This window comes from Nocardioides sp. PD653-B2, assembly GCF_002117935.1.
Classification (GTDB): domain Bacteria; phylum Actinomycetota; class Actinomycetes; order Propionibacteriales; family Nocardioidaceae; genus Nocardioides.
The window spans coordinates 111,548-127,388 of record NZ_BDJE01000047.1 but is presented as its reverse complement, the minus strand read 5'-3'; the positions used below and the strand labels follow the sequence as shown (position 1 = coordinate 127,388).

The 15,841-nt window shown below is 72.8% G+C and carries 13 protein-coding genes; 5 read left to right on the top strand and 8 right to left on the bottom strand.

The genetic code is table 11. The features are described 5' to 3' along the window. Both PD653B2_RS19960 and PD653B2_RS19955 read left to right on the top strand, forming a co-directional pair. Window positions 1-1,284, top strand: coding sequence for a hypothetical protein (locus PD653B2_RS19960; RefSeq protein WP_085874167.1), 1,284 nt, complete (start codon window positions 1-3; stop codon window positions 1,282-1,284). 98 nt (window positions 1,285-1,382) lie between these two features. Beyond that, window positions 1,383-2,471 (top strand): Glu/Leu/Phe/Val family dehydrogenase, encoded by a 1,089-nt coding sequence (locus PD653B2_RS19955; RefSeq protein ID WP_085874166.1) that lies wholly within the window; start codon window positions 1,383-1,385, stop codon window positions 2,469-2,471. Window positions 2,472-2,597: 126 nt separating this feature from the next. Here the strand turns inward: PD653B2_RS19955 and PD653B2_RS19950 are convergent, their stop codons facing one another. The 3 genes from PD653B2_RS19950 to purF form a co-directional block, all read right to left on the bottom strand. After that, window positions 2,598-2,786: a DUF3073 domain-containing protein gene (locus tag PD653B2_RS19950; RefSeq protein ID WP_085874165.1), complete on the bottom strand. Its 189-nt coding sequence runs from the start codon at window positions 2,784-2,786 to the stop codon at window positions 2,598-2,600. A 132-nt stretch (window positions 2,787-2,918) separates the two neighbouring features. Continuing rightward, the gene (gene purM / locus PD653B2_RS19945) at window positions 2,919-3,983 is read right to left on the bottom strand and encodes a phosphoribosylformylglycinamidine cyclo-ligase (RefSeq protein ID WP_085874164.1); all 1,065 of its coding nucleotides are present in this window, start codon (window positions 3,981-3,983) and stop codon (window positions 2,919-2,921) included. Window positions 3,984-3,996: 13 nt separating this feature from the next. Then, on the bottom strand, window positions 3,997-5,541 hold the full coding sequence (purF, locus tag PD653B2_RS19940; protein ID WP_085874163.1) for an amidophosphoribosyltransferase: 1,545 nt from the start codon (window positions 5,539-5,541) through the stop codon (window positions 3,997-3,999). A 115-nt stretch (window positions 5,542-5,656) separates the two neighbouring features. Here purF and PD653B2_RS19935 point away from each other — a divergent pair, with 115 nt between their 5' ends. After that, window positions 5,657-7,441, top strand: a complete 1,785-nt coding sequence (locus PD653B2_RS19935) for a sensor histidine kinase (protein ID WP_085874162.1) — start codon at window positions 5,657-5,659, stop codon at window positions 7,439-7,441. 25 nt (window positions 7,442-7,466) lie between these two features. On the opposite strand, the gene PD653B2_RS19930 is transcribed toward PD653B2_RS19935, so the two are convergent. After that, window positions 7,467-7,943: a (2Fe-2S)-binding protein gene (locus PD653B2_RS19930; RefSeq protein WP_085874161.1), complete on the bottom strand. Its 477-nt coding sequence runs from the start codon at window positions 7,941-7,943 to the stop codon at window positions 7,467-7,469. 9 nt (window positions 7,944-7,952) lie between these two features. After that, window positions 7,953-10,271 carry a molybdopterin cofactor-binding domain-containing protein gene (locus PD653B2_RS19925; RefSeq protein WP_085874160.1) on the bottom strand — a complete coding sequence of 773 codons (2,319 nt, stop codon included), beginning with the start codon at window positions 10,269-10,271 and terminating at the stop codon, window positions 7,953-7,955. A gap of 60 nt (window positions 10,272-10,331) precedes the next feature. Here PD653B2_RS19925 and PD653B2_RS19920 point away from each other — a divergent pair, with 60 nt between their 5' ends. After that, complete coding sequence (locus PD653B2_RS19920) at window positions 10,332-12,113, top strand: sensor histidine kinase (RefSeq protein ID WP_085874159.1); 1,782 nt, start codon at window positions 10,332-10,334, stop codon at window positions 12,111-12,113. Window positions 12,114-12,186: 73 nt separating this feature from the next. Here the strand turns inward: PD653B2_RS19920 and PD653B2_RS19915 are convergent, their stop codons facing one another. The 3 genes from PD653B2_RS19915 to PD653B2_RS19905 are packed head-to-tail and all read right to left on the bottom strand — an operon-like array spanning window position 12,187 to window position 14,498. Then, complete coding sequence (locus PD653B2_RS19915) at window positions 12,187-13,524, bottom strand: dipeptidase (protein WP_085874158.1); 1,338 nt, start codon at window positions 13,522-13,524, stop codon at window positions 12,187-12,189. Window positions 13,525-13,551: 27 nt separating this feature from the next. Then, window positions 13,552-13,911 (bottom strand): sterol carrier family protein, encoded by a 360-nt coding sequence (locus PD653B2_RS19910; protein ID WP_085874157.1) that lies wholly within the window; start codon window positions 13,909-13,911, stop codon window positions 13,552-13,554. Then, on the bottom strand, window positions 13,911-14,498 hold the full coding sequence (locus PD653B2_RS19905) for a helix-turn-helix domain-containing protein (RefSeq protein ID WP_085874156.1): 588 nt from the start codon (window positions 14,496-14,498) through the stop codon (window positions 13,911-13,913). The genes PD653B2_RS19910 and PD653B2_RS19905 overlap by 1 nt, the downstream gene beginning before the upstream one ends. A 69-nt stretch (window positions 14,499-14,567) precedes the next feature. Between PD653B2_RS19905 and PD653B2_RS19900 the strand changes: the two genes are divergently transcribed. Next, window positions 14,568-15,833 carry an MFS transporter gene (locus PD653B2_RS19900; RefSeq protein ID WP_085874155.1) on the top strand — a complete coding sequence of 422 codons (1,266 nt, stop codon included), beginning with the start codon at window positions 14,568-14,570 and terminating at the stop codon, window positions 15,831-15,833. Window positions 15,834-15,841 lie beyond the last annotated feature (8 nt).

Here is a 15,841-nt window from a genome sequence, read left to right as displayed (position 1 = left end):
GTGCTGCCCCGTTTCGAGGTCGTCGCCCGGCGGCGACCCGTCGACCTGGTGGCCCCGGGTCCGGCCGCACCGCTGCTGGCGCCGTACGCCGCGGTGACCGCCGCGCTGGACGGGCCCGCGACGCTGGAGCTCACGAGCGGCGAGGTGCGGTTGTCGGGGGCATACGACGGCACCGGCGCCGGCCTCCAGGTGACCGCGGGCGGCCGCACGACCACGCACCGGTCCCGCCGGCACGGGCGCCCGGACGGGCCGGTGACGGAGCTCGGGCTGACCCTGACCGGCACCCACCTGAGCGTGCTCACCCGGGCCGACGGACCCTGGACGGTCCGTGGCCGGGTCGACCTGGCCGACCGGGTCGACACGCGTGCCGAGGCGTGGCTGGCGGACCTGGCCCCGGCCTCCCGCGGCGCGCTGACCGACGTCCGCGCGGGCGGCTTCGGGCAGCTCGGGCTGCGCGACGTCCGGCAGGTCACCCACGCCGACGGCACGACGTACCGGCTCGACGGGCGCGTGCTGCTGACCGCGACCAGCGCCGGACCGGGCTTCTTCGACACCGCGCACACCTCGGTGTGGTCGCTGGACCCGGTGACGCTGGAGCTGAGCCACCGCGCGGATCTCTTCTTCCGGCGACCGGAGCGCCCGGGCGCGTTCGGCGACCACGCGACGCACCTGGTGCGCGACGGCGAGCGGTGGCTGGTGGCGACGAGCACGTGGGGGGACTTCGACCGGCGCCGGGCGGGCGCGACCGTGGCGGTGACCCTCGCCGAGACGAACGCCGACCTGCTCGCCGGTCGGCACCTCCTCGACACCCGGCCGCTCGTGCTGCCCACGACCGGGCTCAGGTCGGTCGGCGTGTGGGACCCGCACCTCGTCCGGACCGACGACGGCTGGCTGGTGGGCTTCGTGACCGCGCCGCGGTTCTTCCGCTTCCACCCGGCCCTGGCGGCCGGTCCGGCGCTGGACTCGCTGTCGCTGCGCTCCGCCGCGACCGACCGGATCGCGACCGAGGGCACCACGGTGATGGAGCTCGACGGCGCGTGGCGGGTGCTCGCCAGCGACGGCCGCGACGGGCGCCGGGGGCAGCGCCGCGGCTACCCGGTGTTCGACCTCGACCTCCAGCAGGTCGGCGCCCTCGACGCGCCGTACCCCACCAACATCCCGTGGCCGACGCTGGTGCCCGACAGCGACTCGTGGCTGCTGGTGGGCTTCAACGGGCGGCCGTACGGCGGTCCGCTGCCGGGCTACGGGACGCACGGGGACGTGGTCTTCGCCCGTCCGGTGTGACGGTCTACGGTGTGAGCAAGGACACGACGCCACCCCTGCCGCGTCCTCACGACAGCGCCACACCATCCCGTGGCCGAACCAGAGAGTAGGCACCATCCATGTCTGCAGCCGCGTCCGCCGACGTCTTCGAGCTGGGCTCCGAGCACGAGCAGGTCGTCTTCGCCAACGACCCCGCCACCGGCCTCAAGGCCGTGATCGCGATCCACTCCACCGCCCTCGGTCCCGCCCTCGGCGGCACCCGCTTCCACCCCTACGCCACCACCGCCGACGCGGTGCGCGACGTCCTCAACCTCTCGCGCGGCATGTCCTACAAGGCCGCGCTGGCCGGGCTCGACCTCGGCGGCGGCAAGGCGGTCATCATCGGAGACCCCGCCACGCTCAAGTCGGAGCCGCTCCTGCGCGCCTACGGCCGCCACGTGCAGTCGCTGAACGGCCGCTACTACACGGCCTGCGACGTCGGCACGAACTCCTCCGACATGGACCAGATCGCCCGGGAGTGCTCCTACGTCACCGGGCGCACGGTCGCCCACGGCGGCGCCGGGGACAGCTCGGTGCTCACGGCGTACGGCGTGTTCCAGGGCATGCGCGCCGCGGCGTCGGTCGTCTGGGGCACCACGTCGCTGGCCGGGCGCACGGTGGGCGTGGCCGGCGTCGGCAAGGTCGGCACGCACCTGGTCCGGCACCTGGTCGAGGACGGTGCCACCGTCGTCGTCACCGACGTGCACGCACCGTCGGTCGAGCGGGTCCGCGACGAGCTCCCCTCGGTGCGCGTCGCCGCGTCCGCCGCGGCGCTGGTGGCGTCGGAGCTGGACGTCTACGCGCCGTGCGCGCTCGGGGACGCGATCACCGACGAGGTGGTCGCGGTGCTGTCGGCGCGGATCGTGTGTGGCGCCGCCAACAACCAGCTGGCCCACCCGGGCGTGGAGAAGGCGCTCGAGGAGCGCGGCATCCTCTACGCGCCGGACTACTGCGTCAACTCCGGCGGCCTGATCCAGGTCGCCGACGAGCTCGAGGGCTTCTCCTTCGAGCGGGCGCAGCAGCGTGCCGCCGGCATCTTCGACACCACGCGGCACGTCTTCGAGCTGGCCGCGTCCGACGGCGTACCGCCCGCGATCGCCGCCGACCGGCTCGCCGAACGACGCATGCGCGAGGTCGGGCGGTTGCGCGGGATGTGGCTCCGCGCCTGATGGCGCGGCGCGCGGGTTTCACCGGTCAGCCGCCGAGATCCGCGCGACACGCCGTGTCGTGACGGCGTGTCCTGCGGGTTTCAGCGGTCAACCGGTGAAACCCGCGTCAGCTGTGACTGGAGAGAGTCAGTCGCGACGGGGGCCGGAGTAGTCCGACCACTTCTCGAGCTCTTCGGGCTCCACCTGACCGGTGTCGTCCTCACCACTGGAACCGTGCAGCTCACTGGCGAGCGCCCCGAAGTCCGTCTCGTGAGTGCGGTACTTCAGGTCGCGGGCGACCTTCGTCTGCTTGGCTTTCGCTCGGCCGCGCCCCATAGGGTCAGCCCCCTCGCACGCTCGGCCGGGGCACTCTGGCTCCCGGGCTGGTCTCAAAGAGTTCTCGTGGGGGCAACGCTACCTGTTGCGCGGCTGTTCCCGCACATCACCTGCCCGAAATGCGGCGCGGACCTACCAGCCGGGGTGCTGGCCGGTCAGCTCGACCCGGCCACGCTGATCCGGGTCGACGGTGACCTCGCCCGCGACCCAGGCCCGGACGCCGTGCTCGGCGAGCACGGCGATCGCCGTGTCGGCGTCCTCGGGGTCGGTGAGTGCGACCATGCCGACGCCGCAGTTCAGGGTCGCCTCGAGGTCGGGCTGGGGCACGTCGCCGGTACGGCGCACGAAGTCGAAGATCGGCTGGGGCGTCCAGGTACGGCGGTCGAGGGTCGCGCGCAGCTCGACCGGCATGACCCGCTGGAGGTTGGCCGCCAGGCCGCCGCCGGTCACGTGGGACATCGCGTGGGTGCGGGTGCGGTCGGCGAGGTCGAGGCACGCCTTGGCGTAGATCCGGGTCGGCTCGAGCAGCTCCTCGCCGAGGGTGCGGCCGAACTCGTCGTGGTGGGCCTCCAGCGAGAGACCGGCCTTCTCCAGGAGCACGTGGCGCACCAGCGAGTAGCCGTTGGAGTGCAGGCCCGAGGCCTCCATCGCGATCACCACGTCACCGGGGCGGACCCGGCCCGGGCCGAGCAGCTTGTCGGCCTCGACCACGCCGGTGGTCGCGCCGGCGACGTCGTACTCGTCGGGGGCGAGCAGCCCGGGGTGCTCCGCGGTCTCGCCACCGATCAGGGCGCAGCCGGCGAGCACGCAGCCCTCGGCGATGCCCTTGACGATCGAGGCGATCTTCTCCGGCTCGACGCGCCCGGTCGCGATGTAGTCGGTCATGAAGAGCGGCTCGGCGCCGCAGACGACCAGGTCGTCGACCACCATCCCGACCAGGTCGAAACCGATCGTGTCGTGGACGTCCATCGCCTGGGCGATCGCGACCTTGGTGCCGACACCGTCGGTCGAGGTCGCGAGCAGCGGTCGCTGGTAGCGGGTCAGCGCGGAGGCGTCGAAGAGACCGGCGAAGCCGCCGAGCCCCCCGATGACCTCGGGCCGCCGGGACTTCTCGATCCAGCCCTTCATCAGCTCGATCGCCGTGTCGGCGGCCTGGATGTTGACGCCGGCCTCGGCGTACGCGTTCGACTCGCTCAACGGGGGCTCCTGGTCAGGGGTTGTTCAGGACAGGGAGCGCCTTGCCGTACGTCGGCGCCTGGATGGACGACTCCAGCAGATGCTTGCCGAGCAGGCTCTCGTCGGGCAGCGCGATCGGGTACTCGCCCGTGAAGCACGCCGTGCAGAGGGTGTCGCGCGTCTGCTTCGTGGCATCGATCATGCCGTCGAGAGAGATGTAGCCGAGGGTGTCGGCCCCGACGCTGGCGGCGATCTCCTCGGGGGTGAGCCCGTTGGCGATCAGCTCGGCCCGGGTCGCGAAGTCGATGCCGTAGAAGCACGGCCACTTCACCGGCGGGCTCGAGATCCGCACGTGCACCTCGAGCGCCCCCGCCTCGCGGAGCATCCGCACCTGCGCGCGCTGGGTGTTGCCGCGCACGATCGAGTCGTCGACCACCACGATCTTCTTGCCGCGGATCATGTGCTCGAGGGCGTTGAGCTTGAGCCGGATGCCGAGCTGGCGCAGTGTCTGGCTGGGCTGGATGAATGTGCGGCCGACGTAGGCGTTCTTCACGAAGCCCTGGCCGAAGGGGATCCCGCTCTCCTCGGCGTAGCCCGCGGCGGCCGGTGTGCCGGACTCGGGGACGGGGATCACCAGGTCGGCCTCGACGGGGAACTCGCGGGCGAGCTGGCGGCCCATCTCGACCCGCGACTCGTGCACGCTGCGAGCGTTGATGGTGGCGTCCGGGCGGGCGAGGTAGACGTACTCGAACACGCAGCCCTTGCGGGCCGGCTCGGCGAACTTGTGGGAGCGCAGGCCGTTCTCGTCGATGACGATCATCTCGCCGGGCTCGACCTCGCGGACGACGCTCGCGCCGATGGTCGCCAGTGCGGCGTCCTCGCTGGCCACGACCCAGCCGCGGTCGAGGCGGCCGAGCACGAGCGGGCGGATGCCCTGCGGGTCGCGCGCGGCGTACAGCGTGTTCTCGTTCATCCAGACGAAGCAGAACGCGCCCTTGAGGAGCGGCAGCACCTCGAGGGCGCGCTGCTCGAGCGAGGTGTCGGGGTGGTGCGCGAGCAGCGCGGTGACCAGGCCGGTGTCGTTGGTGGACGGCTCCGACGGGCGGGTGTGCAGCTCGAGCTCGTCGTCGGGCCCGGGCAGGTCGACGACCATCTGGGCCAGCTCGTGGGTGTTGATCAGGTTGCCGTTGTGGCCGAGCGCGATCGAGCCGTCGGCGGTGGGCCGGAACGTCGGCTGCGCGTTCTGCCAGGTGCTGGCCCCGGTGGTCGAGTAGCGGCTGTGGCCGATCGCGAGGTGACCGCGCAGCGACGCGAGGGTCGTCTCGTCGAACACCTGCGAGACCAGGCCCATGTCCTTGTAGACCAGGATCTGGCGGCCGTTGCTCACCGCGATGCCGGCGGACTCCTGACCACGGTGCTGGAGTGCGTAGAGCCCGAAGTAGGTCAGCTTGGCGACGTCCTCCCCCGGCGCCCAGACGCCGAAGACACCGCAGGCGTCCTGGGGTCCCTGGTCGTGCGGATCGAGGGCCGCGGTCAACCTGCCGTCGCCACCCTTGCGGGGGCCGTTGTGGAAGGGCACGTCGAAAGTCTAGGTCTCCTCGGCGGCGGGTCCCATTCGCCGTCCCGACCGTGGCGGTCGGATACGTCGGCGTGCGTACGATGGGCGAGCGCCCCACCGAAGGACACGAGGAACTATGTCTCGGGAGAACTCCCAGACCACGCCGGTGTCCGACCCGCAAACCAGCTGGTCGGACGCCCCTTCGCGCGACGCCCTCCAGCTCATCGCCGAGGGGGTCACCCAGCTCGCCGGCTTCGGGGTCGCCGCGATCAGCGTCGTTCGCGCGGACGGCAGGCTCGAGGTGATGGCGGTCGCCGGCAGCGACGCCGCGCGCCAGCAGCTCCAGGGCACCCGCACGCCGGTCGACCGGCTCAACCGGGAGATCGCCAAGGCCGACGACTGGGGCCTGCTCCGCTTCGTGCCGCACGAGCGGCTCGACCCCGGCGCCGGCGAGGACTGGGGCTGGGTCCCCGACATCGAGCCGATCGACGCCCCGGACGCCTGGCACCCGCTCGACCTGCTGATCGCGCCGCTGTACGTCGACGGGACCCTGCGCGGCACGCTCGCCATCGACCTGCCGGTCGACGGCCGCCGGCCCGGCGCGGCCCAGCGCGCGGTGCTCAACAGCTACGCCGAGCAGGCCGGGCGCGCCGTCGTCGTCGCTCTCGAGCGGGAGGCGCTCGCCGAGCAGGTGCGGATGGCCGAGGCGGCCCGGCTGATCGTGCGCCGGGCGACCGCCCAGCTGAGCCTCGACCGGATCGTCGCCGACAGCCGGGGGGCCCTGCTCGACGGGTTCCGCGCGGCCGGCATGTGGTTGCAGGCCTTCGAGAGCTCGGGGCGGAGCGCGATCTACTCCGCTGACGGCGACTCGATCGAGCTGGGCCCCGAGATGGTCGCGATCGCCGAGAGGGCGGCCCGGGCCGCCTGGGACGAGCAGCGTGCGGTGGTCGTCGCGCAGTACCGCGGCTTCGCCGACACGATCACCCCGGAGGAGATTGAGCAGATCCTCGCCTTCATCGCCGACATCGGCGTCGAGTCGCTGCTCTTCACCCCGATCGGTGCCGGCCCCGAGTGCCTCGGCAACCTCGTGCTGACCCGGCCGCCCGGCGCCCCGGCGTGGACCGAGGCCGAGGCCGCCACCGCGCTCGACATCGGCCACGACCTGGGCCGCGCGATCTTGAACGCGCGGACCTTCGAGCGCGAGCACCAGCTCGTCGAGGAGCTCCAGGCGCTCGACACCTACAAGGGCCAGTTGATCGCCACCGTCGCCCACGAGCTGAAGAACCCGCTCACGTCGGTGCTCGGGCACCTCGAGATGCTCGAGTCGTCTCCCGACCTCTCCGGCACCACCCAGAGCTCGCTCAACGCCATGGGGCGCGGTGCCCGCAGGATGGTCCGCGTCATCGACGACCTGCTCCTGCTGGCGAAGGTCGGGGACGCCGACAACCCGATCATCGCCGCCCCGGTCGACCTGCACCGCCTCGTCGACGAGGTCGTCGACCTGACGATGGTCGCGGCGGAGCAGAAGGGCATCGACGTCCGGGTCGTGGCGCCCGCGGAGCCGGTGCTCGCGCTCGGTGACCCCGACGAGCTCGACACGGTCTGTGCCAACCTGGTGAGCAACGCGGTGAAGTACACGCCCCACGGCGGCGTGGTCACGATCACCGTGTCGCGCACCGACGAGGCAGTGGTGCTCTCCGTGGCCGACGAGGGCATCGGCATCGCGGCCGCGGACGTCGCGCGGCTCGGCACCGAGTTCTTCCGCTCGACGAACCCGGCCGCGGTCGCCCAGCCCGGCACCGGCCTGGGTCTGGCGATCGCCCGCCGGGTCGTCGACCGGCACCACGGCCGACTCGAGATCGAGTCCGAGCTGGGCCGCGGCAGCACGTTCCGGGTGATCCTCCCGGCCGCGCCGCTCTGACCCGGGCCGCTTCGACCCGGGCCGGTCACATCTGGCGCTCGCCCTGCGCGATCGCCTCGCGGATCCGCGTGTAGGTGCCGCAGCGGCAGATGTTGCGGATGCCGTCGAGGTCCGCGTCGGTGATCGATCGGCCCTCCCGGCGAACCTTGCGGACCAGCGCCACCGCCGCCATGATCTGGCCGGGCTGGCAGTAGCCGCACTGGGCGACGTCACGGTCGAGCCAGGCCTGCTGCATCGGGTGCAGGTCGCCGTCGACGGTGTCGGCGAGGCCCTCGATCGTGGTGATCTCGTCGGTCTTCTCCAGGTCGCCGACGCGGACCGAGCACGGGTTGAACGCCCGGCCGTTGACGTGCGAGGTGCAGGCCTTGCAGACGTTGATGCCGCAGCCGTACTTGGGGCCGGTGACCCCGAGCAGGTCGCGCAGCACCCAGAGCACGCGGACGTCGTCGTGGACGTCGACGGTCGTCGGCTTGCCGTTGAGGACGAAGGTCTGTCGAGGCACGTCGGCTCCTCAGTAGGTGAGCTTGAGCCCGTTGGTGGGCGACTGCGGGATGGGTGGCACGAACGGCTTGGGCGTGAACTCGAGCGGGTCGCGGTGGTTGACCGGGAAGTACGTCGGGACGCTCCCGGCCGCGCGGGCGAAGGCGCACGCGACCGCGGCGAACGTCGCCGCGACACCCGCCTCGCCGGCGCCGCCGGGCTGGGCGCTGTCGGACGCCATCACCACCACCTCCACGTCGGGCGGCGTGTTCCACTGGCGCGTGTAGAAGTAGTTGTCCCAACTGGCCTCCAGGAAGTGCCCGTCGCGCAGGTGCATGCTCGACGTCAGCGCGAGGGCGATGCCGTCGTTGATGCAGCCCTGCATCTGCGCCTCCAGGCCGCGCGGGTTGACCACGAGCCCGACGTCGATCGCGAAGACGACCTTCGTCACCCGGGGGCCGCCGACACCGTCCCGGATGTCGCGCCCGGTCTGCTGAGGCCGGTTGTCGATCTCGACCAGGCAGGCGCTGCAGCCCTTGTACTCCTTGTGAATCGCGATCCCCTGCGCCGTGCCGGCCGGCATCGAACGCCCCCAGTCGCCCACGTCGGCGACCGTGTCGAGAACCGCGCGCACCCGGTCGTTGCGGAGGTGGGCGCGGCGGAACTCGTACGGGTCCTGGCCCATCGCCGCGGCCAGCCGGTCGACCATCAGCTCGCCGGCCACACGGACGTCGGGTGAGTAGATGTTGCGCATGCTGCCGGTGTTGAACCGGTCGTCGGTCTCGGTGAGCGTCTGGGTGATGACGCCGAAGTCGTAGGGCACCTCCTGCGTCAGCTCGAAGACCGTCTCGGCGAAGCCGAGGTTGCCGAGCCCGCCGGGCAGGTCGGCGGAGTTCGCCGTGATGATCTCGCCGAGACCGTGCCGGAAGTCGGTCTCGATGCTGGTGTGGCTCTGCTGGAAGGCGAGCACCTCGCCGTTCGCGTGCACGGCCCGGACCCGGCTGGTGGCCATGGGGTGCCCGCGGCCGACCCGGGCGTCGTCGGCGCGGTGCCACATCAGCTTGACCGGCTTGCCCATCGCCTGCGAGATCTTCGCGGCCTCGAGGGCCCCGTCGAAGAACAGGCGGCGCCCGAAGGACCCGCCGCCCTGCACGACGTGGACCTTCACGGCGTCCTGGCTGAGGCCCAGCGCCTCCGCGATCTTCTGCTGTGCGGTGATCGGCGACTTCAGCCCGGCCCAGACCGTGGCCCGGTCCGGTCGGACGTCGGCGATCGCGGAGTTGGTGTCCATCGCGGAGTTGCTGCGGAAGTAGAAGAGGACGTCGAGGTCGACGGTCTTCGCCAAGGGGTTGTCGGGCAGCGTCGGCAGCGGGAGCTCCGCCGCGCGCAGCTCGTCGACGATGTCGGCGTCGGAGAGGCCGGCGACGGGCCCGTCCACCCAGTCCACCTTCATCGCCCGGATCGCGTCGATGCACTGGCCGAAGGTCTCCGCGCGGACCGCGACGCCCGAGTCGACGACCGCCACGTTGCGGACCCCGGGCATCGCGAGGACCGCCGCCTTGTTGCGCAGCCGCTTCGGGGTGCCGTTGAGCGTGGGCGCGCGGCAGACCATCGTCGGCAGCGCACCCTTCACCTGGAGGTCGGTGGCGTACAGCTTGCGGCCGGTCACGGCGTCCAGCGCGTCGATCCGCGGCTGGCCGACGCCGACGACGCGGAACTCACCCGGCTCCTTGAGCCGGACCTCCATCGCGCGGGTGGTGCTGCCGGCGGCCGCGCGCGCGAGCTCGCCGTACGTCACCGACGAGCCGTCCGGCGCCTGGACGACGCCGCCCTTGGCCCGGAGGTTGTCGACCGTGTCGCCGAGCTGGATCGCGGCCGCCTCGAGCAGGGCCCCCTTGGCGACGGCCGCGGCGACCCGGATCGGGGTGTACGTCGAGATCGTGGTGTTGGAGCCACCGGTGAGCTGGTTGTAGAGGAGCTCGGGCCGGGCGTCGGCCAGGGTCACGCGCACCCGGTCGACCGGGAGCTCGAGCTCCTCGGCGATCAGCATCGCGGTGGAGGTGGTGATGCCCTGCCCGACCTCCATCCGCGGCAGCGCGAACGACGCCGTGCCGTCCTCGTGGACGGTCACCGTGATCAGGTTCGCGGTCGGCATCGCGGCCTCGGTGAGGAAGTCGTTGAGGTCGTAGGACTCCGCGGGTTGGGGCGTGCCCGGGACCGCCGCGGCCGGCACCCCGGCCCCGACGAGGTCGGCGGCCGCGACGAGCGTCGTACCGCCCAGCACGTAGCCGATGAAGGATCGGCGACCGATCCCGGGAGCAGCGGTCGTGGCGTCGAGATCAGGGGTCACACCGGACCCAACGACGCCATGTGAAGGCGGTCACGGCCTCCGGCTCGTAGGATCGAAGCGATGTCCGAAGACGCTCCTGACTTCGTGCGTCCGGTCCGCGGGTCGCGCTGGTCGGACACCCAGTCACGCGACGCCCTCCAGGCGATCGCCGAGGGCGTGGCGGAGGTCGCCGGCTTCGACCTCGTGGGCATCTCGGTGGCCCGCGAGGACGGCTACCTGCACACGCTGGCGCTGGTCGGCCCGGAGGAGGCCCGGCGGGTGCTGGTCGACAGCCTGGCGCCGGTCGACCAGCTGCTCGTGCAGCTCGAGACCGCCGAGGACTGGGGGGCGCTGAAGTTCATCCCCCACGACAAGCTGGTCCTCGACATCGAGAAGTGGGGCTGGTTCTCCGACGCGCCGCGTGACAACGTCGCGGCGGGTGCCTGGCACCCCGAGGACATGCTGATCGCGCCCCTCGAAGGCGCGGACGGCGGCTTCCTCGGCTTCCTCGGCATGGAGCTGCCGCGCGACGGACTCGTCCCGAGCGCCGAGAAACGCGCGCTGCTGGAGATCTACGCCCGGCAGGCCGGGCGCGCGGTCGTCACGACCCTCGAGCGCGAGCGGCTCGCCGAGCGGGTCCGGCTGGCCGGCACCGCCGCGGACATCGTCCGGCTCGCATCGGGGACGCAGTCACCCGAGGCGCTGCTCGCCGAGTGCGGCCGGGAGGTGACCCGGGGCTTCCGCGCCGACTCCCTGTGGGTGCAGCTGCTGGGCCCCGACCACCGCTGCGACGGGCCGCTGCACGTCGACGGCGGGCCGACCGTGCGACTGCCGTCCGGCGTACGCGCACTGGTGTCGGCCCACGCCCAGCGGGCATGGGAGCGCCAGTGCGTCGCCGTGCTCGCGCCCGACCGGCCGGTCCCGGGCGTGCTGGGCGACGAGCAGGTGGCCGAGCTGCTCGACTTCTTCGCCAGCGTCGAGGTCGGCTCGCTGCTGTTCGTCCCGCTCGGTGCGGGTCCCGCGTGCTTCGGCGTGATGGGCCTGACCCGCGGCCACCACGGCGCCGAGTGGAGCGACGAGGAGTCGGCGGCCGCCCTCGACATCGGCCGCGACCTGGGTCGGGCGCTCGCCAACGCCCGGACCTTCGCCCGTGAGCACGAGCTGGTCCAGGAGCTGCAGGACCTCGCCGACTACAAGGGCCGACTGGTGGCGACCGTCTCCCACGAGCTGAAGAACCCGCTCAGCGCGATCCTGGGGTACGTCGAGATGCTCGAGTCGGAGCCGAGCCTCAGCGACGACGCACGAGCCTGGATCGCTGCGATCCAGCGCGGGGGTGACCGGCTCGCCCGGGTGGTCGGCGACCTGCTGCTGCTGCACGAGCTGACGGACGCCGACGACCTGGAGCCCGCGCCGGTCGATCTCGCCCCGATCGTCGACGAGGTCCTCGAGATGAACGCCGCCGTGGCTCGGGGCCGCGGCATCACGCTCACCGCCGAGCAGCCGCCGGAGCCGACGCTCGTGCTCGGCGTGGCCCGCGACCTGGACCAGGTGGTCACCAACCTGGTCAGCAACGCGGTCAAGTACTCGACGGACGGCGGCTCCGTGACGGTGCGCCACGAGCGGGTCGGCGACGAGGTGGTGCTCACCTGCGCCGACGACGGGTTCGGCATCTCCGAGGCCGACCAGGCCCAGCTGTTCGCGGAGTTCTTCCGCTCGTCCAACCCGGCCGCGGTCGCGCAGCCGGGCACCGGCCTCGGGTTGGCGATCGTGCGCCGGATCGTGGTCCGCCACGGCGGCCGGATCGAGGTCGAGTCCGAGCTGGGGCGGGGCAGCACGTTCCGCGTGTACCTGCCCAGCGCATGAGGCCACCCGAGAGCCCCGCACCCATACCGGTCGAGGGGTCTCGACGACGCTCGCCGGCGCCCGGAAGGCCGCGTTACCGGGCGAGGTTGCGCAGCAGCAGCGCCTCGGCCAGCACGACCCGCTCGAACTCCGCGAGGTGCAAGCCTTCGTTCGCGCCGTGCGCGCGGGTGTCGGGGTCCTCGACGCCGGTGACCAGCACGCTCGCGTCGGGGAACGCCTCGAGGAACTCCGCGATGAAGGGGATCGAACCTCCGACACCCATGTCGATCGGGGCCGTGCCGTCCCAGGCCTCGGCGAACGCGGCGCGCGCGGCGTCGTACGCCGGGCCGGTCGCGTCGATCCGCGTGGCCTCGCCGGTGTCGACGACCGTGTGGGTGAGTGTGGCCCCCCACGGCACGTGCGCCTCGAGGTGGCGGACCAGGCAGGCGAGGGCGTTCTCCGTGGTGTCGCCCGGCGCGACGCGCAGGGAGATCCGGGCCTGGGCGGCCGGGACCAGGGTGTTGCTGGCGCCGGCGACCTTCGGGGCGTCGAGGCCGGTGATGCTCAGGGCCGGCTTGGTCCAGAGCCGCTCGACGGTCGACCCGGTGCCGATCCACGCGATGCCGGGCGCGGCGCCGGACTCGGCCCGCAGCCGCTCCTCGGGGTAGTCGACGTCGGCGGCCGGCCCGCTGTGGAGGCCGTCGATCGCGACGTCGCCGGCGTCGTCGTGCAGGGAGGCGATCACCCGGCTCAGCGTCATCAGCGCGTCGGGCACCAGCCCGCCCCACATGCCGGAGTGCACGCCGTGGGTGAGCGTGCGGACCTCGACGTCGACGCGGACCAGGCCGCGCAGGCTGGTGGTCAGCGCCGGCACCCCGATGTCCCAGTTGCCGGAGTCGGCGATCACGATGACGTCGGCCTCCAGGCGCTCCTGGTACTTGCCCAGCAGCTCCACCAGGGTGTCGGAGCCGACCTCCTCCTCGCCCTCGATGAAGAGGCGCACGGTGACCGGCAGGTCGTCGCCGTAGACCCGCAGTGCGCCGACGTGGGCCAGGATGCCGGCCTTGTCGTCGGCGGCACCGCGGCCGTAGAGCCGACCGTCGCGCTCGGTGGGCTCCCACGGCGGGGAGTCCCAGTCGGCGTGGTCGTTCTCGGGCTGCACGTCGTGGTGGGCGTAGAGCAGCACGGTGGGCGCACCCTCGGGGCCCTTCTTCTCCCCGATCACCGCCGGCGGCGCGCCGTCGTAGGCACGCACGATCTCGACGTCGACGCCCTCGGCTGCGAAGAGCTCGGCCGTCCGCTGCGCGCTGCGCTCCACGTCCTGGAGGCGGGCGGGATCGGCGCTGACCGACTGGATCCGGACCAGGTCCTCGAGGTCCCGGCGGATCCCGGGGAGCACGGCCTGGACCTGGGTGCGCATGTCGTCGGTCATGCCCGCCAACTTATCCCCGCGTCCCGGTCAGCCGAGCGGGAGGTACGGCGTGAGGTCGGCTCGCTCGCCGCTGGCGCGGACCCGGCCGGCGGCCTCGGCCTCGGGCCAGGTGAGCGTGCCGGTGGCGAGAGCGATCCAGGTGACGGCGTCCGTCTCGATGACGGCGGGCGGGGTGCCGCGGGTGTGCCGGACACCGGGCACGACCTGGACCGCGGCGTACGGCGGCACCCGGACCTCCACCGAGTGGCCGGGCGCTCGGTCCTCGAGCACCGCGAGGTAGTGCTTGGTCAGCAGCCGCAGGTCGGCCCGGTCCGGCTCGTCGGTGTCGAGACGGGCCAGCGCCTCCGACACCTCGGCGGGGTCGGCGGGGCGGAGCCGTGCCGCCATCAGTCCTGGTCCCGGTGCAGGGACTCGGGATAGGGCTGGAGCACCGAGAAGTACAGGTAGGTCCTCCGCTCCGGGTCACGGCCGCGGGTCCGGGCGAGCCAGCCGGCGACGACCTCGTCGAGCTCCTTCGCGAGCTGCCCGGCCTCCTCCTGGGTGAGCTTGAGCGCGTTCTCGCTGATGGTCCGCAGGGTGTCCGGCGGACGCGGCCCGTGGTAGGCCGCCTCGACGACCGCGTGGCCCCAGCCCGCGGCGTTCTGCCGGAACACCGCGGCCGCCATCTTGCCGCCGGGCGTCTTCTCGATGTCGTCGAGGCGCACCATCAGCCCCTGCTCGGAGGTCGGCCGCCAGACCCGGTCGCGCCGGTCGCGGGCGGCCTCGGGGTCCTCCTCGACGAGGCCGTACTTGGCCAGCTGGCGCAGATGGAAGCTCGCCTGGTTGGCCGGGAGGTCCAGCTCGCGCGCGATGTCGGCCGCACGCATCGGCCCGCTCGCGGAGAGCTCGGTCAGGATCCGGTTGCGCACCGGATGCGAGATCGCCCGCAGGATCTTGGGGTCGTGCACCTGCTGGCCCTGATGGCTGTACGGCATGTCGCCATCCTACCCAATAATGCGCACGCTCCATTGCGCAACACAACGTGCGCACGTTATGTTGCGGATATGACCGGCTTCCGCAGCCTCGCCCGCAACCACGACTTCACCGTGCTCTGGGTCGGCCAGACGATCAGCGAGCTCGGCAGCCGGGTGAGCATGTTCGTCTTCCCGCTGATCACCTTCGCGATGACCGGTTCGGCCCTGCTCGCCGCGCTCGCCGAGGCGGTGCACCTGCTCGGGCTCGCGGCGACCCTGCTCCCGGCGGGCGTGCTCGCCGACCGCGTCGACCGGCTCCGGATCATGCGGTTCGCCAGCGGGACCGGCGTGCTGCTCTACGGCTCGCTGGCCGTCGCGGGCGTCGCCGGCGCGCTGACGGTCCCCCACCTGCTGGCCGTCGCGCTGCTCACCGGCGCCGGCGCCGGGCTCTTCGCCCCGGCCGAGATCTCGGCGGTGCGGACCGTCGTACCGGCTGACGAGCTGCCGACCGCGCTGAGCCAGAACCAGGCCCGCCTCCACGTCGCGGGACTGATCGGCGCACCCCTGGGGGGCGTGCTGTACGCCGTCACGCGCTGGCTGCCGTTCGCCGCCGACGCGGCGAGCTTCGCGGCCTCGTGGCTGCTGCTCGGGCGGGTCCGCACCGACCTCGCCGCCCCGCAGGTCGACGGCCCGCGGCGGCGCCCGCGCCAGGACCTGGCCGAGGGCATCCGGTTCATCGCGTCGCGGCCCTTCTTCCGGGTCGTGACGATCTGGGGCGCGCTCACCAACCTCGCCATCAACGCGCTGTTCTTCGTGGCCGTGCTGCGCCTGATAGAGGGCGGCTTCGACCCGCTGCAGATCGGGCTGGTCGAGACCGCGGCCGGGGTGGCGGGGATCCTGGGCGCGATCGTCGCGCCGTGGCTCATCGCGCGGATGCCGACCGGCTGGCTGACGGTGACGATCGCGTGGAGCTTCCTGCCGCTGGTGGTGCCGATGGTCGTGTGGAACTCCCCGGCCGTGGTGGCCGCCGCGGTCTCGCTCGGCATGCTGCTCAACCCGGCCGGCAACGCCGGGATGAGCTCCTACCGGCTCGCGATCACGCCGCCGGCGCTGATCGGGCGCGTGCAGTCGACGTCGCAGTTCGTGTCGATGTCGGCGATGCCACTGGCCCCGGTGCTCGCCGGCGTGCTGCTCGCCGGTCTCGGCGGCGGCCCGGCGATCGCCGTACTCGGGATCCTCACGGCGGGCGTCGCCCTGATCCCCACCCTCTCCCGCTCGGTCCGGTCGGTCCCCCGCCCGGCCGACTGGGAGCGGCACGTGGAGCCCGCCGCCGGCCCGGTCCCCGCCGCGGCCTAACCGCTGTA